This is a genomic window from Streptomyces sp. NPDC102462 (assembly GCF_044765425.1).
Taxonomy (GTDB): Bacteria; Actinomycetota; Actinomycetes; order Streptomycetales; family Streptomycetaceae; genus Streptomyces.
In genome coordinates, this window is sequence record NZ_JBIWKB010000026.1 from 1 (window position 1) to 18,263 (window position 18,263).

An 18,263-nucleotide genomic window follows, 5' to 3' on the forward strand; every position below is an offset into this window, starting at 1 on the left:
TACGGCTGGGGGCACCACCCGGCCGAAGGCTGGGGGAGAGTTCACCGGCCGGATCAACCGCGCCATCATGCACGGGCACCTGTGGTCGCCCTCGTATTTCTCCGCATCGTGCGGCGGAGCACCGTTGGCGATCGTCCGCCAGTACATCGAGCAGCAAAAAAGTCCGCTCTAAAAGTGCACGTCAGAGCAATCTTGAGATGCATTCATCCCCGGCGTGAACGCCGGGGCTTTCTGCAAGGAACCCGGTAAACCGTAGGCGCTGTTTGACATGTCCGCAACCATGTCAGCGGAGCGCGGTCGGCGGTGCCGGGTGTGCCGGCGGCCGGGTTCACACCTCCCGTTCCACCGGAAGCCACAACTCGGCGTCGGCCTCCGCCCCGTTGGCGGACAGACGGGTGCGCAGGATCTCCGGCCCCGGGCGGCTGCGGTAAGGGTTCGCCGGGAACCACTGTGTGAACACGTCCCGCCACAGGTACTGCACGGCCTCGGGCGCCGGACCGGAGACGGTGAAGACCGCCCAGGTGCCGGCCGGCACGGGGAGGGCCGTCGCACCCTCGGGGACGGGGGTGGCCGGGGATGTCACCACCCCTTGGTAGTAGTCGAGTTCGGTGCCCTCGGCGCGGCTCGGGTCGAGGTCGTCGCAGACGGCGACGATGCCCTGCGGCTCCTGGTCCGACAGCTTCTCCAGGCTCTCCAGTGTCCCCGGTGCGATGCCGCGGACGAAGTCGATGATCGCCTGGTTCGGCCCCGTGTGCACCAGCGGTACCCGGGCCTTGAGGCCGACGACGGTGAAGTCCGGCCGGTCCACGACGCGGTAGCGCATGCTCGTGCTCCCTTCGACGGTGAGACGGAAGGCCAACCGGGGCTGGGAGACGAGCGCGGCACCGGTGCGGCGGGCCTCGCCCGGACCGATGCCGTGCATGGCGCGGAACGCCCGGGCGAACGCCTCGCCCGAGCCGTAGCCGTAGCGCACCGCGATCTCCAGGAGCGGCGCACGCCCGGCAAGCACCTCGGCGCCCGCGACCGTCAGCCGCCGGCGCCGGACGTATTCCGACAGCGGCATGCCCGCGAGCGCGGAGAACATCCGGCGCAGGTGGTACTCCGAGGTGGCCGCGATCCGCGCCAGCCGGGCCGCGTCGACCGGCTGGTCGAGATGGCCCTCGATGTCGTCCATGGCCTCATTGAGCCGGTCCAGCACGCCCGATCACCTTCCTTGTCAGTGATCGCCACACTAGGCGGCGGGCGCACGGCCCGACCCGACATCCTGTGCTCGATCGGGTCGGGTGGCGCGACCGGCCGCGCCGGGAGAGCGGGCCATGGACGACGAACTCCCCTCACGGCACGGCACGTTCCCCTGTGGCTTGGCCCCGCTCATGCCACGACTTCACCCGCGGCCGGCCGGTCACTCAGCCGAAGACCTTGACGGCCTGGTAGTAGGTCCACGCCGTGCTGTCGCAGGCGCTCTTGGTCGCGCCGCCGTAGCCGGCGCAGACGCGCTTGAGGTCCTCGTAGAAGGCGCTGTCCAGGCGGGACTTGTTGGTGTCGAACGTGCCGGCCGCCTTGTAGTTGCGGTAGCCGAAGTCGTGCCGGGCGCAGGACGTGGCGAAGGGGAAGCCGAAGGGGTTGTCCGGGGAGGACGAGCAGTAGTCGGTGGTCCAGTCGAACCCGTACGCGGACCAGGCCGCCTGATTCGCACGGGCCGCAGCCCACTGGTTGTAGCTCGACGCGCTGGTCTGCGTCCAGCTCGCGAGCACCTGGGGCTTGTCGGCGGGGGCCGCGTCGGCCGCACTGGCGGTGGCGGCGACGGTGATCAGGGCGAGCGCCGATGCGGCGAGGCCGGTGGCGAGTCTGCGGTGCATTCCACTCCTCCCAGAAGCTGCCGCTCATGTCAGAGCGGCAGGGTCATGACAATGATGATCGGAGCCGGTCGGTCGTCCGCCAAGCCCTCGGACCCCAATGAGCCGTGAACTCTTGGGTGTTCACAAGGATTTGAGCGCCCGCCAGGGCTCGCAACCGCCGCGCCCCCGCGACGGCCGACCACGAAGCCGGACACCCCTCCCATGACGCTTGACGAATCGGAACATGGTTCCATATCGTTGAGCGGAACGAGGTTCCGGTTTTTCTGCCGCATGTGCACCGCTTCTGCTCATGGCGCGGGCCGCGGAACCACGGGGCAAGAGACTCAACGGAAGGGACGACCATGTCCGACTCGAACACCGCGAACCCACAGCAGGCCGCGGACGCGCCCACCCTGGTGATGTCCGCGAAGCCGGTCGCCCTGCCCGCCCCGGGCCGCGGCACGGACCTCCAGGTCCGCGTGTCCGCACCCGCGACCGGCGGCCATCGGCCCGTCATCGTCTTCTCGCACGGCTTCGGCTGGTCGATGGACGGCTATGCGCCGCTGGCCGACTTCTGGGCCGCCCACGGCTTCGTGGTCGTGCAGCCCACCCACCTCGACTCCCGGACGCTCGGCATCCCCGCCGAGGACCCCCGCACACCGCGGATCTGGCGCATGCGTGTCGACGACCTGACGCGCGTGCTGGACGGCCTCGACGTTCTGGAAGCGTCCGTGCCGGGCCTCGGCGGGCGCCTCGATCGCGGCCGCGTCGCCGTGGCCGGCCACTCCTGGGGAGCCCAGACGGCGAGCACGCTGCTGGGCGCGCGTGTCCTAGGCTCCGACGGCGTTCCCGGCGAGGACATGTCCGACGCCCGGGTCACGGCGGGTGTGCTGCTCGCCCTGCCAGGACTGGGCGACGACCTGACCCCGTTCGCCGCCGAGAACTTCCCCTTCATGAAGCCGTCCTTCGACACCATGACCGCCCCGGCCCTCATCGTCGCCGGTGACCGCGACCAGTCACACCTCGCCACTCGTGGGCCGGACTGGTTCACCGACGCCTACACCCACAGCCCGGGCGGCAAGAGCCTGCTCACGCTGTTCGGCGCGGAGCACTCGCTCGGCGGCATCCCGGGGTACGAGGTCGCCGAGACGACGGACGAGAACCCCGCGCGCGTCGCGCTGATCCAGCGGCTCAGCTGGGCCTTCCTGCGCAGCGCCCTCTACCCGCAGGACACCGGCTGGAAGGCGGCGGCCGGCGCGTTGGAGGACGACCCCGCCCCGCTGGGGAAGCTGCGGAGCAAGTAGACGGCGGCCGAGGGGACGCTTGCCCTGCGGGGAACCCGGCTTCGGCCCCCGGCGCGCAGCACGGCCCGAAGGCTCACTCGGACACGGGCGTTGCCGACTTCGGACCGGCCGTCGCCCATGGACCGAGGGTGAATCCCCCGCTGCGTCGGTGTACTTGCACCGCACCCGCACCGCCGAAGTGCGCGGGGACGAGTAGTTCCCGCTCATCGGCTGCCCGCTGGAGTATCCGGCGGCGGCTGGCCGCGTGTGCTGGGCGATCCGGTGACGGCCGCGGCCCTGCGGGCGCTGCATGCGAACCCGGCCGCCCCGTGGAGCAACGACCGCCTCGCCGCCCAGGCCCGCGTCTCCCGTCCCACCCTGGCGCGCCGGTTCACCACCCTGGTCGGCCGCCCTCCGATGGCGTACCTCACGTGGTGGCGGCTGATCCTTGCCGCCACCCAGCTGCGCGACACCCAGGACACCCTGGAGACCATCGCCGGCCGGGTCGGCTACGGCAGCCCGTACGCGCTCTCCCACGCGTTCGCAAGGGAGTTCGGCATCACACCGGGGCGGTATCGAGCGCAGGCCGCGAAGCGATCCGCCCGCCCCGCAGGTCCTCCGCCGACGTCACCGTGAACGGCCGTCGGCAGAAACCCGGTTCATGCCCGATCAGGTACGGCACGGCTAGGACAGCTCCGCGTCCGAGGCGGAGCGGGGGATGTGCCGGGCGGCGGGGTTGTTCGCGTTCAGCCGGCACAGGAAGACGCCGTGCGCGGACAGATGGAGCCAGTGCGCGGTGAAACCGTGTCCGGCGCTGCCGTAGGTGCCGTGTTCCGTGCGTTCCTCGACCCGCAGGTCCGGCCAGGCGCACGGCACGGTGCGGTCATGCCCGGTGACGACGAGACCGCCGTCGAAGACATGCAGCCGCGTGTCCCGGTGGGTGAGCCGGCCCTCGATCCGGATGGCGCCGACGGGCAGGGCGATGCCCAGGACGACCAGGAGCGCGGCGACCGCCTTCGTCGTCGCTCCGCCCGGGCCCGACAGCAGTCCGATGCCCGGCGGCAGCAGCACGAGCGCCACCATGGCCGACACACACCCCAGTCCGCGGATGCGGCTGCCGAGGTTCTCGGTGGTGACGTGCTCGCCCAGACCATGCCGTCCGGCCGTCTCTAACGCCCGGTCCAGCGCCCGCCGTTCCGCCTCGTCCGCACGCATCCCCCAGCCCATCGCGGCGCTCCTCCCCCAAGTCGTGCCCCCGCCACCGCCCGTCGGCCGAACAGGGGCGCCCCGTATTCGGACTCCTCTTTCCCCGTCGGACCTAAGCCCAGTCCCGCCCGGCCGGTCCCCACGGCCGGCCGCCCCCGCGCGCCTGCGGCGACCGGTCGGGGCCGCGGCAGGCACTTGGGGCGGCCGGGACACCCCGGGCCGGGCGGCAGTGCCGTTCCGGCGTACCGGCCCGCCGCTTCGCGCGCGCCCGGCGGCCCGGGCCGCCCTCGCATGCCACAGTCGGTGTCCATGCGTGCCGCCTACATCACCGGACTCGGCCCACCGGAGGCCATCCGCCACGGCGAACTGCCGTCGCCCGCGCCCGGCCCCCATGACGTGCTCGTCGACGTCGAGGCCAGCGCGGTCAACCCCGTCGACGCCCTCGTCCGCTCGGGGGCGTACGCCACTGCCCTGCCCTTCCCCTTCGTCATCGGCCGTGACCTCGTGGGCACCGTGGCCACCGCCGGGCCCGCGACCCACGGCTTCCGGCCCGGGGACCGGGTCTGGTGCAACAGCCTCGGGCACGCGGGCCGGCAGGGCGCCGCCGCGGAGCAGGCGGTCGTGCCCGCCGACCGGCTCTACCGCCTGCCGCGGGGCGCGGACCCGATCGAGGCCGTCGCGCTGGCCCACGCGGCGGCCACGGCGCACCTCGCCCTGTTCACCCACGGGCGACTGCGGTGCGGCGAGACCGTCGCCGTGCTCGGCGCCGCGGGCAATGTGGGAAGCGCGCTCGTCACGATGGCGGCGCACGCCGGCGCCCGGGTCATCGCCGTCGCCGCCGGCCGTGACGCGGCCTACGTCCGTTCCCTGGGTGCCGAGCGGGTCATCGACTACCACCGCGCGGACACGGGCGCCCTGATCCGGCAGGCCGCGCCCGAGGGTGTCGACGTCCATGTCGACACCTCCGGCCGGAACGACCTGGAGACCGCCGTGGGTCTGCTCGCCGACTGCGGACGGATCGTCGTCATGTCCGGCCTGCGGTCCCGGCCCGTCCTGCCGGTGCGTGACCTGTACGTCAAGGACCGCTCGCTGCACGGATTCGCCATCTCCCATGCCGACACCACGCAGCTCGCCGGGGCCGCGCACCACGTGAACATGCTCCTGAGCGCGGGCCGGCTGCGGCCCCGCGCCGTCGAGACACTGCCGCTGAGCGCGGCGGCCGAGGCCCACCGCCGCATCGAGGCACAGCGGGTGCGCGGCAAGCTCGTGCTGCGCGTCCGGGACTGACCCGCCCGGCGCGCGCGACCCGGGAAGCCAGTTTCTGGACTTGCCGGTCCATTGTGTGGTGTGCACAGTGAGCTTCCTCATCCGCTGACCGAGAGGGAGAGGACCGGCATCATGGGTGCACGGCTACGGAACAGGACCGCGCTGGTGACGGGTTCCACCAGCAACATCGGGCAGGCCATCGCCGAGGCGTTCGCCGCCGAGGGGGCACATGTCGTCGTCTCCGGCCGCAGCCGGGAACGGGGCGCCAGGGTCGTCGAGAACATCCGCGCGGCCGGCGGCCGTGCCGACTTCGTGGCGGCCGACCTCGACGGCAGCCCGGCGGCGTCCCGGGCCCTGGCCGAGCGGTCCCGCCAGATGCTGGGCGGCCGCATCGACATCCTGGTGAACAACGCGGGGATCTACCCGGGCGACGTGACCACGGCGACCGACGAGGAGACCTTCGACCGGGTCTACGCGGTGAACGTCAAGGCGCCGTTCTTCCTGACCGCCGACGTGGCCCCGCGGATGGCGGCGGAGGGCGGCGGGACCATCGTCAACCTCGGCTCGTGGGTGGCCCGCCTGGGCATTCCCGTCGGCGCCCTCTACAGCTCGACCAAGGGCGCCGTGGAGACCCTGACCCGCGCCTGGTCCGCGGAGTTCGGGCCGCGGGGTGTCCGCGTGAACGCGATCTCACCGGGCGTCGTCGGTGTCGTCGCCCCCGAGGGCGCGGGGTCCCACCCGGCCGAGGTCATGATGCGGGGCACCCCGGCCGGCACGATCGGTTCCGCGCGGGACATCGCCCGGGCCGCCGTCTGGCTGGCCTCCGACGAGTCCGTGTTCGTGCACGGCACGGTGGTGGACGTCGACAGCGGCCGGACCGGGTCGGCCGTGATCGCCGGGTAGCGCGGTGTCGCCCGCGGCGCGGCGGCCCGGGCGACGCCGCCGCGCTCACGCGGCGCGCTTGGGCAGCCGCCAGCCGGGGCGCGGGAAGTGGCAGGTGTAGCCGTTGGGGTAGCGCTGCAGATAGTCCTGGTGCTCCGGCTCGGCCTCCCAGAACGGGCCGGCCTGCACCACCTCGGTCACCACCGGGCCGGGCCACAGACCGGACGCCTCGACGTCGGCGATGGTGTCCTCGGCGACCCGCCGCTGCTGCTCGTCCAGGTAGAAGATGGCGGAGCGGTAGCTGGCACCCACGTCGTTGCCCTGCCGGTCCTTCGTGGTCGGGTCGTGGATCTGGAAGAAGTACTCCAGGATGGTGCGGTAGTCGGTCACCGCGGGATCGAAGGTGATCTCGATCGACTCGGCGTGGTTTCCGTGGTTGCGGTACGTCGGATGGGACACCTCGCCGCCGCTGTAGCCCACCCGCGTCGTCAGGACTCCCGGCTGCCTGCGGATCAGTTCCTGCATGCCCCAGAAGCAGCCACCGGCCAGCACGGCCCTCTGCTCGTTCTCGCTCATCACACGTCACCCTTCTTCAGCGTCCGGGACTCCGGCGCGCCGCTCCCCGCCCGCGCCTCACGCCACGCGCGGGTCCCGGCCGTCCGCCGTGGTCGTCCCATCGAACCACCGGTGTCTCGCAGGATATTCCCCCCGGACGCAGGTCGGCCGCGTCGACCTGGCCGCGTCCAGGTGCGCGGGTCACGCCCCCGCCCGGGCCACGCGCACGCAGTCGCCCCGCCCCCGGCCCGGGCGGGTGACAACGGCCCGCCGCACTGATGCGCGGGGGCTTGGTCGCCGGCCGCGCCCGCCATGGCGAGGCGGCCCTGCGCGACAGCCGGGCCGCCTCGGCGCCGCGCGCCGGTGAGGCGGCCCGGCCCGCGCCGCGGCGGCCGGTTCGGGCCCGCGCCCCTGGCCCGCGGGACAGCGGCACCGGACGGGCCGGGAGGGCGGCACCCGCGCGCACGGGGCTGCTACACTCGGCCGGACCTTTGACCGTTTCGGAGGGAAACCAGACATGGCAGGTGACGACGACATCTCCGGGTGATACCCGGAGCTGATCGGCCACCGGCCGGCGCCGCGGAGCGCCGCCGTCGTGGCCCGGTCGTCGTCGTCTTCTTCCCCTGTCTGCCCGGGCAGTGCCGTGCCCCTGCCCTGTTCTTCTCCGAGGTCCCCTCATGTCCGACGCCCGCGTCGTCTGCTCCGAGCTGTCCTTCTCCTGGCCCGACGACACCCCGGTCTTCAGTGGCCTGTCCTTCACCGTGGAGTCCGGCCGCACCGGCCTGGTCGCGCCCAACGGCTCGGGAAAGACCACCCTGCTCCGGCTGATCGCCGGTGAACTGCGTCCCGATTCCGGGTCGTTGACCGTCTCCGGCACACTCGGCCACCTCCCGCAGAGCCTCCCGCTGACCACCGGTACGACGGTCGCTGAGGTGCTGGGCGTCGCCGAGGTGATCCGCGCCCTGGACGCCGTCGAGTCCGGGGACGTGAGCGAGCACCACTTCACGGTCATCGGCGACGACTGGGACATCGAGGAACGCACCCGGGCCCAGCTGGACCGGCTCGGCCTCACCGGTCTCGCCCTGGACCGCAGCCTCGGCACGCTCAGCGGCGGCCAGGCCGTCTCGCTGGGGCTCGCCGCCCAGTTGCTCAGGCGCCCCGACGTGCTGCTGCTCGACGAGCCCACCAACAACCTGGACCTCGACGCCCGGCACCGGCTCTACGACGTGCTCGACGACTTCACCGGCTGTCTGCTCGTGGTCAGCCACGACCGCGCCCTGCTCGACCGTATGCAGCGCATCGCCGAACTCGACCGCGGTGAACTGCGGCTGTACGGCGGTGACTTCACCGCGTACGAGGAGGCCGTACGGGCCGAGCGTGAGGCCGCCGAGAAACACGTCCGCAACGCCGAAGGGGAACTGAAGCGGGAGAAACGGGAGATGCAGCAGGCCCGCGAGCGCGCCGAGCGGCGCGCGAGCAACGCCGCGCGCAACCTCAACAGCGCGGGACTGCCCCGCATCTTCGCCGGAAACATGAAGCGCGGCGCGCAGGAGTCCGCGGGCCGTGCGGGCCGGCAGCACGCCGCCCGGGTCAGCGCGGCCAGGGCCCGGCTGGACGAGGCGGAGCGTGCCGTGCGGGAGGAACAGCGCATCAGCCTGGACCTGCCCGACACGGTCGTCCCGGCGGGCCGCACCGTCTTCGAGGGCGAGCACCTCCAGGTCCGGCACGGCGGGCGGGACCTGTTCGCCGGCGACGGCGTCGACCTCACGGTCCGCGGTCCCGAACGGATCGCGCTGACCGGGCCCAACGGCGCGGGCAAGTCCACCCTGCTGCGGCTGATCAACGGCGATCTGGAGGCGGCCACCGGGCGGATCCGACGGGCCGACGGCCGGATCGCCCATCTCTCGCAGCGCCTGGACCTGCTCGACCTCGACCGGACCGTCGCCGAGAACTTCGCCGCGTACGCGCCGCACCGCACGGACGCGGAGCGGATGAACCTGCTCGCGCGCTTTCTGTTCCGCGGTGCCCGCGTCCACCTGCCGACCGCGGTGTTGTCCGGCGGTGAGCGGCTGCGAGCCACCCTGGCCTGCGTGCTGTGTGCCGAACCGGCCCCGCACCTGCTGCTCCTGGACGAGCCGACCAACAATCTGGACCTGATCAGCACCGGCCAGCTGGAGAGCGCGCTCGCCTCCTACCAGGGCGCGTTCGTGGTCGTCAGCCACGACGAGCGGTTCCTGCGCGAGATCGGGGTGCGGCGCCGGCTGCGGCTGGAGCGGGGTGCGCTGGCGGAGACGGCGGCGCCCGAGGTGTGACCCGCCGACGTGCCGACCAGGCCCGCGCCCGAGGCGGCAGCCCGGCGGGCCCAGCATCCCTCACGTCCGGTGGAAAACCATGTCCGCTCAGCCCGCCCTGCTCGCCCGCGACCTCGTGCGCACCCTCGGCACCCGCCGTGTGCTCGACGGGGTCTCCCTCACCGCCTCCCCCGGCCGGCGCATCGGCCTGATCGGGGAGAACGGCGTCGGCAAGTCGACCCTGCTCGGCCTGCTCGCCGGAACCGACGAACCCGACTCCGGCAGCGTCGTACGCCCCGCCGACCTGGGACATCTGCCCCAGGAGATGCCGTACGACGCCACGTCCACGATCGCCGACGTACTCGACGACGCGCTGCGCGAGGCCCGTACCGACCTCGCCCGGCTCGAACACCTCACCGGGCGACTCGCCGACACCCCACCGTCCCACCCCGGCCACGCCGATCTGCTCCAGGAGTACGGCCGATGCCTCGAACAGGCGCAGCGGCGCGAGGCGTGGGACGCGGACCGGCGTGCCGCGATCATGCTCACCGGGCTCGGTCTTTCCGGGGTCCCGCACGAGCGCACGCTCGGCTCGCTCTCCGGCGGGCAGCGCGCCCGGCTGGCCCTGGCCGCGCTGTTGGTCCGGCGGCCCGCCGCACTGCTGCTGGACGAGCCGACCAACCATCTCGACGACCGGGCCGCCGCCTTCCTTGAGGAACAGGTGCGCGATCTGCCCGGGGTGGTCGTGGTGGCCAGCCACGACCGGGCGTTCCTGGACGCCGTGTGCACGGACCTGATCGACCTCGATCCCGCGGTGGACGGCCCGGTCCGCTACGGCGGCGGCTACACCGCCTATCTCGCCGAGAAACATGCCGAGCGGGACCGCTGGGAACGTCGGTACGCCGAGGAGCAGGAGGAGTTGACGGCGCTGCGCCGGTCGGCCGGGGTCACCGCGCGCCGCGTCGCACCGGACCGGGGGCGCAGCGACAACGAGAAGATGGGCTACGGCCACCGGGGCGGCCGGGTGCAGAGCCAGATCTCACGCCGGGTCCGCAACGCCGCCCGGCGGCTGGAGGAACGGGAACGCACCCAGGTCGCACAGCCGCCCCGGCCGCTGCGCTTCGGGCCCCAGGCGCTCGCCGACGAGTCGGCGCGTGGCACCGTCGTGTCGTTGCGCGATGTGCGCGTGGCGGGGCGGCTCGCCGTGCGCCGGCTCGATGTGCTCGCGGCCGACCGGCTGTTGGTCACCGGCGACAACGGGACCGGCAAGTCGACCCTGCTGGCGGTGCTCGCCGGACGGCTCGAAGCGCGGGGCACGGTACGGCGGCGGCCCGGTCTCAGCATGGCGCTGCTGGAGCAGGACACCGTCTTCGGCCGGCCCGACCGCACCGTACGGGACACCTACGAGGCGTCGCTCGGCGCCGAGCGGGCGGCGGCGGTCCCGCTGTCCTCACTGGAGTTGCTGCACGAGGCGGACCTGGACAAGCCGGTGGGACACCTCTCCGTCGGTCAGCGGCGGCGGCTCACGCTGGCTCTTGTGGTGGCCCGCCCACCGCAGTTGCTGCTGCTCGACGAGCCGACCAACCATCTGTCGCCGCGGCTGTGCGACGAGTTGGAGGAGGCGCTGGGCTCCGGTCCCGGCGCGATCGTGCTGGCCAGCCATGACCGCTGGCTGCGCCGCCGCTGGCCGGGCCGCGAACTCCGGCTGACCGCCGAGGGCAGGCCGGGCGGCCTGTGACGTGCCTCGCCGGTCCGTGACACCCGGCGACTGCCCGCCGCCGCGGGGAGAACACCCGCGGCGGCCGGCCGCTGACCCGTCCTCGGGCGGCCTCCCGCAGAGGGGCCCCGCTACTCGAAGTCGCACCCGGGGTTCGGCGCGTCCTCGGAGAGCGGGGCCCCGTGGGGCAGGACGTACAGCACGTCCAGGACGACCGGGGTCGTGCCGAGGTTGCGTCCGATGTGGACATGGTCCTTGCCAGGCGGTTCGGTGAGGCGGCTGCCGGCCCGGTAGACGCCGTCGGAGGCGCAACCGGCGTCAAAATGACTGAGCATGCCCTGCTGCACATAGGCGTACAGAGGTCCGTCGTGGTAGTGCCAGCCGGTGCTCTGGCCCGGCGGCACGGTGATCTGCCGGAGTATGTAGTCCGTCCCGCTCTTCGTGGTCCGCGCGATGACGGTACCCGTGACACCCGGGCCGGGCGGGGTGGCGAAGGCGGTGCCGGTGCCGAGTGACAGACCGACGGCGGCGGCCACGGCCACGGCGAGCCGTGACAGGTTTCTGCGCATGTGGAACACCTTTCCCCTGGGAGGTGACCTGCGGTGCCACGCACGGCAGTTCGGCACCCGCGCGGCCCGCTCACACCCTAGTCGGCGGGGGGCGTCACCGGGTACGGTACGCCGCAACCCGCGGCCTGCGGCACATGCCTGCCGCAGGCTTGGGCGTCGCTCGAACGAGTGCGATGTACGTGTGTTTCCGCCCCGGCTCCCTCACACCTCGCAATACCGGGTCGGTGGGTCGGTACCATCGCACCACCATCCATCGTCTTCAAGGAGTGAATGATTGTGTCCGACCAGTCGACCGATCCCTCGATCCGATCCCGCTATCTGGAGCAGGCCGCCTCGGATCTGCAGGAGAACCGGCGCCGGCAGCAGGAACTCACCGAGCGTGTCAGCACGTTGAAGCAGGAGGAGGCGCTGCTGCTGGACATCCTGAACATCGCCGAGCGTTTTGACACCCCGTCGGACGGCGTGGTGTCCGAAGCGGCGCCGCTGCCGCAGCAGGCGCAGGACGAGCCCGTCCTGGTCCCCGCCGCCACGGCCGCCACCACGGACACGGACGCCGGTACCGACACCGAGGCTGCGACGCCGGTGGCGCCGCGGCGCCGTGCGCGTGCGGCACGTGCGGTGGCGGGCCCCAGGTCCGGTGCCAAGACCGCCGAAAAGACCGGTGCCAAGTCCGCCGAGAAGACCGCCGAAAAGACCGCCGACAAGTCCGGCGCCAAGTCGGGTGCCAAGTCCGGTAAGAAGAAGGCCGATCGCGTCTCCGCGCAGGCCAAGTCGCGTCAGCCCCTGCTCGGTGACGTGTTCCTCGATCTGCTCCGCGCGCACGACGAGCCCCGTCTGGCCAAGGAGTTGCGCGAGGAGCTGGTGCGGGAACACCCCGAGCGGACCCCGACCCCGCAGGTCGTGCGCAACACCCTGGAGGCACTGGTCGCCAAGGGCCGTATCCAGCGGCACAAGCAGCAGCGGTCGGTGCTGTACTCGATCGCCGAGCCGACGTCCGCCGAGCCGGCGACGACCGAGGGCGACGCGTCGGACGACGCCTGACACACTCCGCCCTCACCTCGGTACGGCCGCACGACACATGTCCGCGGCCGGGGGCGGCTGTGCGAGCAGGCGGTCGACGGACGCCCAGGTGTTCTCGCCCAGGTGTTCTCCGTCCCTGGCGCGGGCGGCGCCTGTGCATCCGCCGGGCGATCTGCCCTGTCCGGAGCACACCGAGCGGTGACCGCACCGGCCCGGGTGCGCCGGCCGTGCTCCATTCGGGTCGGAGCACGCCTCGGCTCCGCCGGGTGACGGTCGGCAGCGATCACTCTGGGACGGCGTCCGCAAGGGCGCGCCCACGCCCGTGATCAAGGAGAAGTGGATGCCGATCGACACCCTGGAGCGCTTCCTGGCCGCGCTGAGCCCGCACGACCGGGAACGGGTCCAACAGCAGCCGCACGACGAACAGGAACGACTCGCGGCCGCCTGGGAAGAGGAGCTGCGCGTGGACACGGACCTCGACACACTGAGCGAACTGTCCCCGGCCGCGGCCGAGAGCGAGGCGGCCAAGCGGGTCGTCGAGGGGCGGTTCGAATAGGCCGGGGTCAGGTGGGGGTCGTCCAGCGGGGAGCCGTGCGGGCCCAGGCGGTGTCCCAGGCGGCGAGGTTGCGCCGGTGCAGCGCGCGCTCGGCGATGCCGTACGCCGCGGCTCCCGCGAGGGCGACCGCCAGGGCGGCGATGATCGCCCAGCCCATGCAGCGGCTGCGGATCTCCGCCGCGGTCATCGGCGGATCCGTGATCCCGCCCTCCGGGCCGGTCCAGACCGGGACGGTGCTGCCCGCGGGCAGTCCGGGGCGGACGTCGACGCGCCCGGTACGGGAGTGGCCGAGCCGGTCGGTGAAGCGGACCTCGACCCGGTAACGGGTCCGCTTCTCCTCGTCCGAGCCCGGCTCGGGGTGTCTCGGGGAGTCGTGCAGGAGGACCGCGGTGCCCTGGTGACGGGTCGCGGCCTGGTGACGGGCCGTGTGCGCGTAGTGGCGAAAGGCGGTGTCACCGATCAGGAACATGGCACCCGGCATCGCCGCGAGCACGGCCAGCAGCAGACCGATGCCGATCCACGCCTGGGCCACGTCGGTGGCGCGCCGCAAGGGGTTGCGGCGAAAACGCCAGAGCGGGTGGCGTGGCAGGTCGTCGGGGGGCGGCTGTGCCCGCGGGATGCCGCCGGGCATGGGGGTACTCCTTTCTGCGGCCGGGACAGCGGGGGTTTCTTCGGCCGGGTGAGTGCGAGGGGACGCGGGGGGTGGTGGTGCGTAGGACGGGACCGTGGGGACGTGGGCCGTGGGCCGTGGGGCGGGCGGCGGGGAGCGGGTGTGCGGGCGGGCCGTGACGGGTTGCCCGGCGGCGGGGCTCACCCGGCCATGCGCGGCTGGGCGGGCAGGGCGCGACCGAGCGGACGGGTGTGCGACACGGCTGTGAAACACGGGGTTGATGCTCGGGTGGGACTCGACCGGGCGGACGGAGGCGGGACAGGTTGCTCCGCGCCGGGACCCAACCGGTCGTACACGACCCAGCCGCCGGGAACGGAACGGGTCGCTCCCCGGCCGGACCCAACCGGTCGTGCGCGGCCCGGACGGCGGGGGCGGGGCAGGTTGCTCGGGTGGTCATGCGGGGTCCGGGGGGTGGGGTGGGGGTGCTCCGATGACGGCGGGGTGACCGTGGGCCGCCTTCAGGAGTCTGGCGGCGCCGCGTACCGCCGCGGTGTGCGGTGCCGGTACCGGCCGCAGCGGGGCGTGCAGCCGGTCGCCGAGGCGGTGGGTGATCTCCGGCCACAGGGCGCCGCCGCCCGCCAGCAGCACCCCCCTGCCCAGGGCGTCGCGCATCAGGGACGTGCGGTCCTGCCGGACCATCGCCGTCACCATCGCGACCACCGCCTCGCCTATCTCCGCGGGCGCCGCCGAGTCGAGGTCACCGGTGCCCAGCGACGTCCGGCGGGCGTCCATGACCGCGCCGTCGGCCAGCAGCACCACCTCGGTCAGATGCGCGCCGATGTCCGCCACGAGCAGCGGACGGGTCAGGTCGGCTTCGGCGCCGAGCGCGATGGCGCGGGCGCCGGGCACGGTCAGCACGCTCCGGGGCCGCAGCACCGCCACGGCGGCCCGGGCCGCGGCACGGTAGGCGATCCCGTCGAGTACGGGCGTCGTCACCACGACCAGGGGACGCACCAGGCGGGGCAGCCGATGGCCGAGCAGGCGGTCGAGCATCCGGGCCGTGCCGGCGGTGTCGACGATGGCCCCGCGCCGTATGGGGTACTCGGCGCCACTGCCCGGGAACGTGACGGTGGGCACGTCGACGATCGTCCTGCGGCCGGCCAGCCACACCCGGGTACGGGCGCTGCCCATGTCGAGGGCGACACCCCAGCACTGCCGGCAGGCCGGCCAGGACCGGTGCCGGGGCACCGCGAGCGAACTGTGCGCGGGGTTCATCGTCCGGCTTCCCTCACCTGCTGGCAGCGCGCGCAGTAGCGGGCCTGCGGCACGATCATCAGCCGTTCCCGGGCGATCGGACGCAGGCACAGGTGGCAGTCGCCGTAGCGCTGCTCGTCCATGCGGCGCAGGGCCGCCTCGACGTCGGCGAGCACCATGCGGGCGGAGGTGGCGAGTTTCACCCGGACCTCCGCCTGCGCGGCCGCCGGCAGCCCGCTCACGTCGCCGGCGGCGGGCACGGTGGCCGCCGCGATCTGCTGCAACTGCTCCCTGCGGAACAGGCGTTGCTCGGTCAGGTTCTCGCGGAGCGCGGCAAGGTCCTCGGGTGTGAGACATGTGTCGCGGTCTGTGATGGTCTGCTGGTTCGGGTTCACCGGTTCACCCCTTGTACAGGGCCGTGGGACGAGGGGCCGCCAGGACGGCTCAGGCGGTGGCGCGGCGGCAGGCGACGCAGTGACGGGTGTAGGGAAGGATCTCCAGGCGCTCCGGGGGCACGGGCTGGGCACAGCCCAGGCAGATGCCGTAACTGCCGTCCTCGATGCGGGCGAACGCGGCCTCGATCTCCGCGAGCACGCCCTGGATGGCGGTCCGCTGCGCGGACATCAGGTGGTCGTCCGCCGTCTGCCCGGTCTCGTCCAGCGCCTCCAGCTGGGTCAGCCGGGTGGCGCGCGCGTGTTCGAGCCGGCGGCGCGCCTCGTCCGGGCTCAGGCGGGCGGAACGGGGCGCGGTGCGCGGGGAGGTGTCGAGGGGCACGCGCGGGGTGTCGAGGGACATGGTGGGGGCCCTTTCTCGGCCGGTGCGGATGGTGGGCGGCGGCGGACGGCGCCGGGTGGCGGGCGGTCCGACGGCCACACCGTCCGTGCACGAGGCGGTTCGGTCATGCCTCAAGCCTGCTGGCTGCGGCGGCCCGGACCCATCGGGCGCAGGCCCCATTTCCCCGAGGTCGGAGCATCCATCCGGGGCCCGCATGGGTACGTCGAGCCATCCGAAATGGGCGTCAGGTCCCATCGACCGGCGACCGGGCGGCGGTCATGCTGGGGCGGGCGCGCATCGGGACCCGGGGGCCGCGGGCCGGTGCCGGAGTGCGATGGACGACAGTAGAGGCAGGCCGCGTCACACGAGGAGGAGTACGCACCGGTGTCCCTGTTCTGGCGGATCTTCGCGCTCAATGCCGCGGTGCTGGGTACGGCCACGGCGCTGCTGCTGTGGGCACCCGTCACCGTTTCCGTGCCGGTCGTGCTGACCGAGGCGATCATCCTGCTGGGCGGGCTTGCCGTGCTGCTCGCGGCCAACGCCGCCCTGCTGCGCTGGGGCCTGGCCCCGCTGGACCGGCTCACCCGGCTGATGACCACCGTCGATCTGCTGCGGCCCGGCCAGCGGCTGCCCGCCCGGGGCGGCGCGGAGGTCGCCGACCTGATCCGCACCTTCAACGCGATGCTGGAGCGGCTTGAGCAGGAACGGGCCACGAGCAGTGCCCGGGTGCTGCTCGCGCAGGAGGCGGAGCGCCGCCGTATCGCCCAGGAGCTGCACGACGAGGTCGGGCAGAGCCTGACCGCCGTGCTGCTCGCGCTGAAGCGGGCCGCGGACGAGGCGGAGGAGCCGCTGCGCGGGGAGCTGCGCCAGGTGCAGGAGATCACCCGGGAGAGCCTGGACGAGGTACGCCGCCTGGTGCGCCGGCTGCGCCCGGGCGTGCTGGACGACCTGGGTCTGGTGAGCGCGCTGACCTCGCTCACCCATGACTTCGCCACCCACACCGGCCTGCGGGTGCAGCGCAGCTTCGCGGCCGACCTGCCCGCGCTGGAGCCGGAGACCGAGCTGGTGCTCTACCGGGTCGCCCAGGAGAGCCTGACCAACGCCGCCCGCCACGCGGACGCCGAGCGGGTCGTGGTGGCGTTGCAGCACACCGATGACGCGGTGGTCCTCGCCGTCACCGACGACGGCCGGGGAATGAAGGCGGCGCGCGAGGGCGCGGGCATCCGCGGCATGCGGGAGCGGGCCCTGCTCATCGGTGCCGCCCTTGACATCTCCCCCGTCTGCCCACCCCGTACCGGCACCCAGATCCGGCTCGCCGCGCCCGTCCCGAGAAAGCAGTCCTGACCATGCCCGACCCAGCCAAGATCCGCATTCTGCTCGCCGACGATCACGCGTTGGTGCGGCGCGGTGTGCGGCTCATCCTCGACCGGGAGCCCGACCTGGAGGTGGTCGCCGAGGCGGGTGACGGGGCGGAGGCCATCGAGATGGCCCGCAGCCACGAGGTCGACCTCGCGGTCCTGGACATCGCCATGCCCCGGCTGACCGGGTTGCAGGCCACCCGGGAGCTCGCCGGGCTGAAGCCGGGGCTGCGGATCCTGATGCTCACGATGCACGACAACGAGCAGTACTTCTTCCAGGCGTTGAAGGCGGGCGCCTGCGGCTATGTGCTGAAGTCGGTCGCCGACCGCGATCTGGTGGCCGCCTGCCGGGCCGCGATGCGCGACGAGCCCTTCCTCTACCCGGGCGCGGTCACCGCCCTGATCCGCAACTACCTGGAGCGGGTGCGGCACGGCGAGGAGACGCCCGACCAGATCCTCACGCCCCGCGAGGAGGAGGTGCTCAAGCTGGTGGCCGAGGGGCGGTCGTCCAAGGAGATCGCCGAACTGCTCTTCATCAGCGTCAAGACGGTCCAGCGGCACCGGGCCAACCTGCTGCAGAAGCTCGGTCTGCGCGACCGGCTTGACCTCACCCGGTACGCGATCCGGGCCGGGCTCGTCGAGCCCTGATCCTCCGCTTCGGCGGGCCCCGGGCCCGCCTGCCGCGGCACGACCGCCATCACGAAAGGGGACGGCGCATGTCCGTGCGTCCCAACGCCGTCCCCCGGGCGTCGGCCGGCCGGTCCACGGCCCTTTCCGGGGCCGTGGCCGAGGGGCCGGCCCGTCGGCTCGCCGTGCTGGCGGCCGTCCTGCTGGCCCTGCTGACGACGGCGTTCACCCCGGCGGACCCCCGACCGGCCCCGAACCACACGCCACGGGCCGCCGCGCCGGCGCCCGCGCACGGCCACCACCCCGACGCCAGCCACCCCGCCGGCGCCGCGGCCCCGGACGATGCCGCCCACCAAAGCAACGTCGTCCACCGGCCCGACCCCCACCCCGGCGTCAGCGCAGACACCGGCGACACCGGCCGGGCCGGCACACGCCACGAACACCACCCCGGGCAGCC

Annotated in this window: 19 protein-coding genes and 3 pseudogenes; 12 read left to right on the forward strand and 10 right to left on the reverse strand. The window is 73.3% G+C overall.

Translation table 11 applies throughout. From position 1 onward, the window contains the following. Positions 1–172 (forward strand): transposase (locus ACIRFL_RS22435; RefSeq protein ID WP_404031293.1); only part of this gene is annotated, 172 nt, incomplete at its 5' end. Between the two features lie 156 nt (positions 173–328). Here ACIRFL_RS22435 and ACIRFL_RS22440 read toward each other — a convergent pair. Both ACIRFL_RS22440 and ACIRFL_RS22445 read right to left on the reverse strand, forming a co-directional pair. After that, a complete protein-coding gene (locus ACIRFL_RS22440) occupies positions 329–1,198 on the reverse strand; it encodes a GyrI-like domain-containing protein (RefSeq protein ID WP_404031036.1) in 870 nt (289 codons plus the stop codon). A 208-nt stretch (positions 1,199–1,406) separates the two neighbouring features. Continuing rightward, positions 1,407–1,859: a phospholipase gene (locus tag ACIRFL_RS22445; RefSeq protein ID WP_404031039.1), complete on the reverse strand. Its 453-nt coding sequence runs from the start codon at positions 1,857–1,859 to the stop codon at positions 1,407–1,409. Between the two features lie 341 nt (positions 1,860–2,200). Between ACIRFL_RS22445 and ACIRFL_RS22450 the strand changes: the two genes are divergently transcribed. After that, the gene (locus ACIRFL_RS22450) at positions 2,201–3,142 is read left to right on the forward strand and encodes an alpha/beta hydrolase family protein (protein WP_404031042.1); all 942 of its coding nucleotides are present in this window, start codon (positions 2,201–2,203) and stop codon (positions 3,140–3,142) included. A 73-nt stretch (positions 3,143–3,215) separates the two neighbouring features. Here ACIRFL_RS22450 and ACIRFL_RS22455 read toward each other — a convergent pair. Next, positions 3,216–3,383, reverse strand: a pseudogene (locus ACIRFL_RS22455) (MBL fold metallo-hydrolase); the annotation flags it as partial. On the opposite strand from ACIRFL_RS22455, the pseudogene ACIRFL_RS22460 reads away from it, so the two are divergent. Further along, positions 3,374–3,757: pseudogene (locus ACIRFL_RS22460) on the forward strand (helix-turn-helix domain-containing protein); the annotation flags it as partial. The pseudogenes ACIRFL_RS22455 and ACIRFL_RS22460 sit on opposite strands and share 10 nt — an antisense overlap. A 48-nt stretch (positions 3,758–3,805) precedes the next feature. Here ACIRFL_RS22460 and ACIRFL_RS22465 read toward each other — a convergent pair. Then, on the reverse strand, positions 3,806–4,348 hold the full coding sequence (locus ACIRFL_RS22465; protein WP_404031045.1) for a hypothetical protein: 543 nt from the start codon (positions 4,346–4,348) through the stop codon (positions 3,806–3,808). Positions 4,349–4,636: 288 nt separating this feature from the next. Here ACIRFL_RS22465 and ACIRFL_RS22470 point away from each other — a divergent pair, with 288 nt between their 5' ends. Both ACIRFL_RS22470 and ACIRFL_RS22475 read left to right on the forward strand, forming a co-directional pair. Then, a complete protein-coding gene (locus tag ACIRFL_RS22470; RefSeq protein WP_404031048.1) occupies positions 4,637–5,614 on the forward strand; it encodes an NADPH:quinone reductase in 978 nt (325 codons plus the stop codon). 111 nt (positions 5,615–5,725) lie between these two features. Next, on the forward strand, positions 5,726–6,496 hold the full coding sequence (locus ACIRFL_RS22475; RefSeq protein ID WP_404031051.1) for an SDR family NAD(P)-dependent oxidoreductase: 771 nt from the start codon (positions 5,726–5,728) through the stop codon (positions 6,494–6,496). A 45-nt stretch (positions 6,497–6,541) separates the two neighbouring features. Here the strand turns inward: ACIRFL_RS22475 and msrA are convergent, their stop codons facing one another. Next, positions 6,542–7,051, reverse strand: a complete 510-nt coding sequence (msrA, locus tag ACIRFL_RS22480; protein WP_404031054.1) for a peptide-methionine (S)-S-oxide reductase MsrA — start codon at positions 7,049–7,051, stop codon at positions 6,542–6,544. A gap of 656 nt (positions 7,052–7,707) precedes the next feature. Here msrA and abc-f point away from each other — a divergent pair. Both abc-f and ACIRFL_RS22490 read left to right on the forward strand, forming a co-directional pair. Further along, complete coding sequence (abc-f, locus tag ACIRFL_RS22485; protein WP_404031057.1) at positions 7,708–9,342, forward strand: ribosomal protection-like ABC-F family protein; 1,635 nt, start codon at positions 7,708–7,710, stop codon at positions 9,340–9,342. 79 nt (positions 9,343–9,421) lie between these two features. Then, entirely contained in the window at positions 9,422–11,059 is a 1,638-nt protein-coding gene (locus ACIRFL_RS22490) for an ABC-F family ATP-binding cassette domain-containing protein (RefSeq protein ID WP_404031060.1), read from the forward strand. 110 nt (positions 11,060–11,169) lie between these two features. Here the strand turns inward: ACIRFL_RS22490 and ACIRFL_RS22495 are convergent, their stop codons facing one another. Continuing rightward, on the reverse strand, positions 11,170–11,607 hold the full coding sequence (locus ACIRFL_RS22495) for a cupin domain-containing protein (protein WP_404031063.1): 438 nt from the start codon (positions 11,605–11,607) through the stop codon (positions 11,170–11,172). 270 nt (positions 11,608–11,877) lie between these two features. On the opposite strand from ACIRFL_RS22495, the gene ACIRFL_RS22500 reads away from it, so the two are divergent. Together ACIRFL_RS22500 and ACIRFL_RS22505 are read left to right on the forward strand one after the other, a co-directional pair. Continuing rightward, on the forward strand, positions 11,878–12,648 hold the full coding sequence (locus ACIRFL_RS22500; RefSeq protein ID WP_404031066.1) for a hypothetical protein: 771 nt from the start codon (positions 11,878–11,880) through the stop codon (positions 12,646–12,648). Positions 12,649–12,967: 319 nt separating this feature from the next. Beyond that, complete coding sequence (locus tag ACIRFL_RS22505; RefSeq protein WP_404031068.1) at positions 12,968–13,183, forward strand: hypothetical protein; 216 nt, start codon at positions 12,968–12,970, stop codon at positions 13,181–13,183. Positions 13,184–13,190: 7 nt separating this feature from the next. Here the strand turns inward: ACIRFL_RS22505 and ACIRFL_RS22510 are convergent, their stop codons facing one another. The 4 genes from ACIRFL_RS22510 to ACIRFL_RS22525 form a co-directional block, all read right to left on the reverse strand. Next, positions 13,191–13,814: a hypothetical protein gene (locus ACIRFL_RS22510; protein ID WP_404031071.1), complete on the reverse strand. Its 624-nt coding sequence runs from the start codon at positions 13,812–13,814 to the stop codon at positions 13,191–13,193. A 432-nt stretch (positions 13,815–14,246) separates the two neighbouring features. Then, the gene (locus ACIRFL_RS22515) at positions 14,247–15,068 is read right to left on the reverse strand and encodes a rod shape-determining protein (RefSeq protein WP_404031074.1); all 822 of its coding nucleotides are present in this window, start codon (positions 15,066–15,068) and stop codon (positions 14,247–14,249) included. After that, positions 15,065–15,442: a TraR/DksA family transcriptional regulator gene (locus ACIRFL_RS22520; protein WP_404031077.1), complete on the reverse strand. Its 378-nt coding sequence runs from the start codon at positions 15,440–15,442 to the stop codon at positions 15,065–15,067. The genes ACIRFL_RS22515 and ACIRFL_RS22520 overlap by 4 nt, the downstream gene beginning before the upstream one ends. A 49-nt stretch (positions 15,443–15,491) precedes the next feature. After that, complete coding sequence (locus ACIRFL_RS22525) at positions 15,492–15,842, reverse strand: TraR/DksA family transcriptional regulator (RefSeq protein WP_404031080.1); 351 nt, start codon at positions 15,840–15,842, stop codon at positions 15,492–15,494. Positions 15,843–16,205: 363 nt separating this feature from the next. Between ACIRFL_RS22525 and ACIRFL_RS22530 the strand changes: the two genes are divergently transcribed. The 3 genes and pseudogenes from ACIRFL_RS22530 to ACIRFL_RS22540 all read left to right on the forward strand — a co-directional run. After that, on the forward strand, positions 16,206–17,165 hold the full coding sequence (locus ACIRFL_RS22530; RefSeq protein WP_404031083.1) for a HAMP domain-containing sensor histidine kinase: 960 nt from the start codon (positions 16,206–16,208) through the stop codon (positions 17,163–17,165). Positions 17,166–17,167: 2 nt separating this feature from the next. Continuing rightward, on the forward strand, positions 17,168–17,827 hold the full coding sequence (locus ACIRFL_RS22535; protein WP_404031086.1) for a response regulator: 660 nt from the start codon (positions 17,168–17,170) through the stop codon (positions 17,825–17,827). 68 nt (positions 17,828–17,895) lie between these two features. Then, positions 17,896–18,263 (forward strand): annotated as a pseudogene (locus tag ACIRFL_RS22540) (hypothetical protein); the annotation flags it as partial.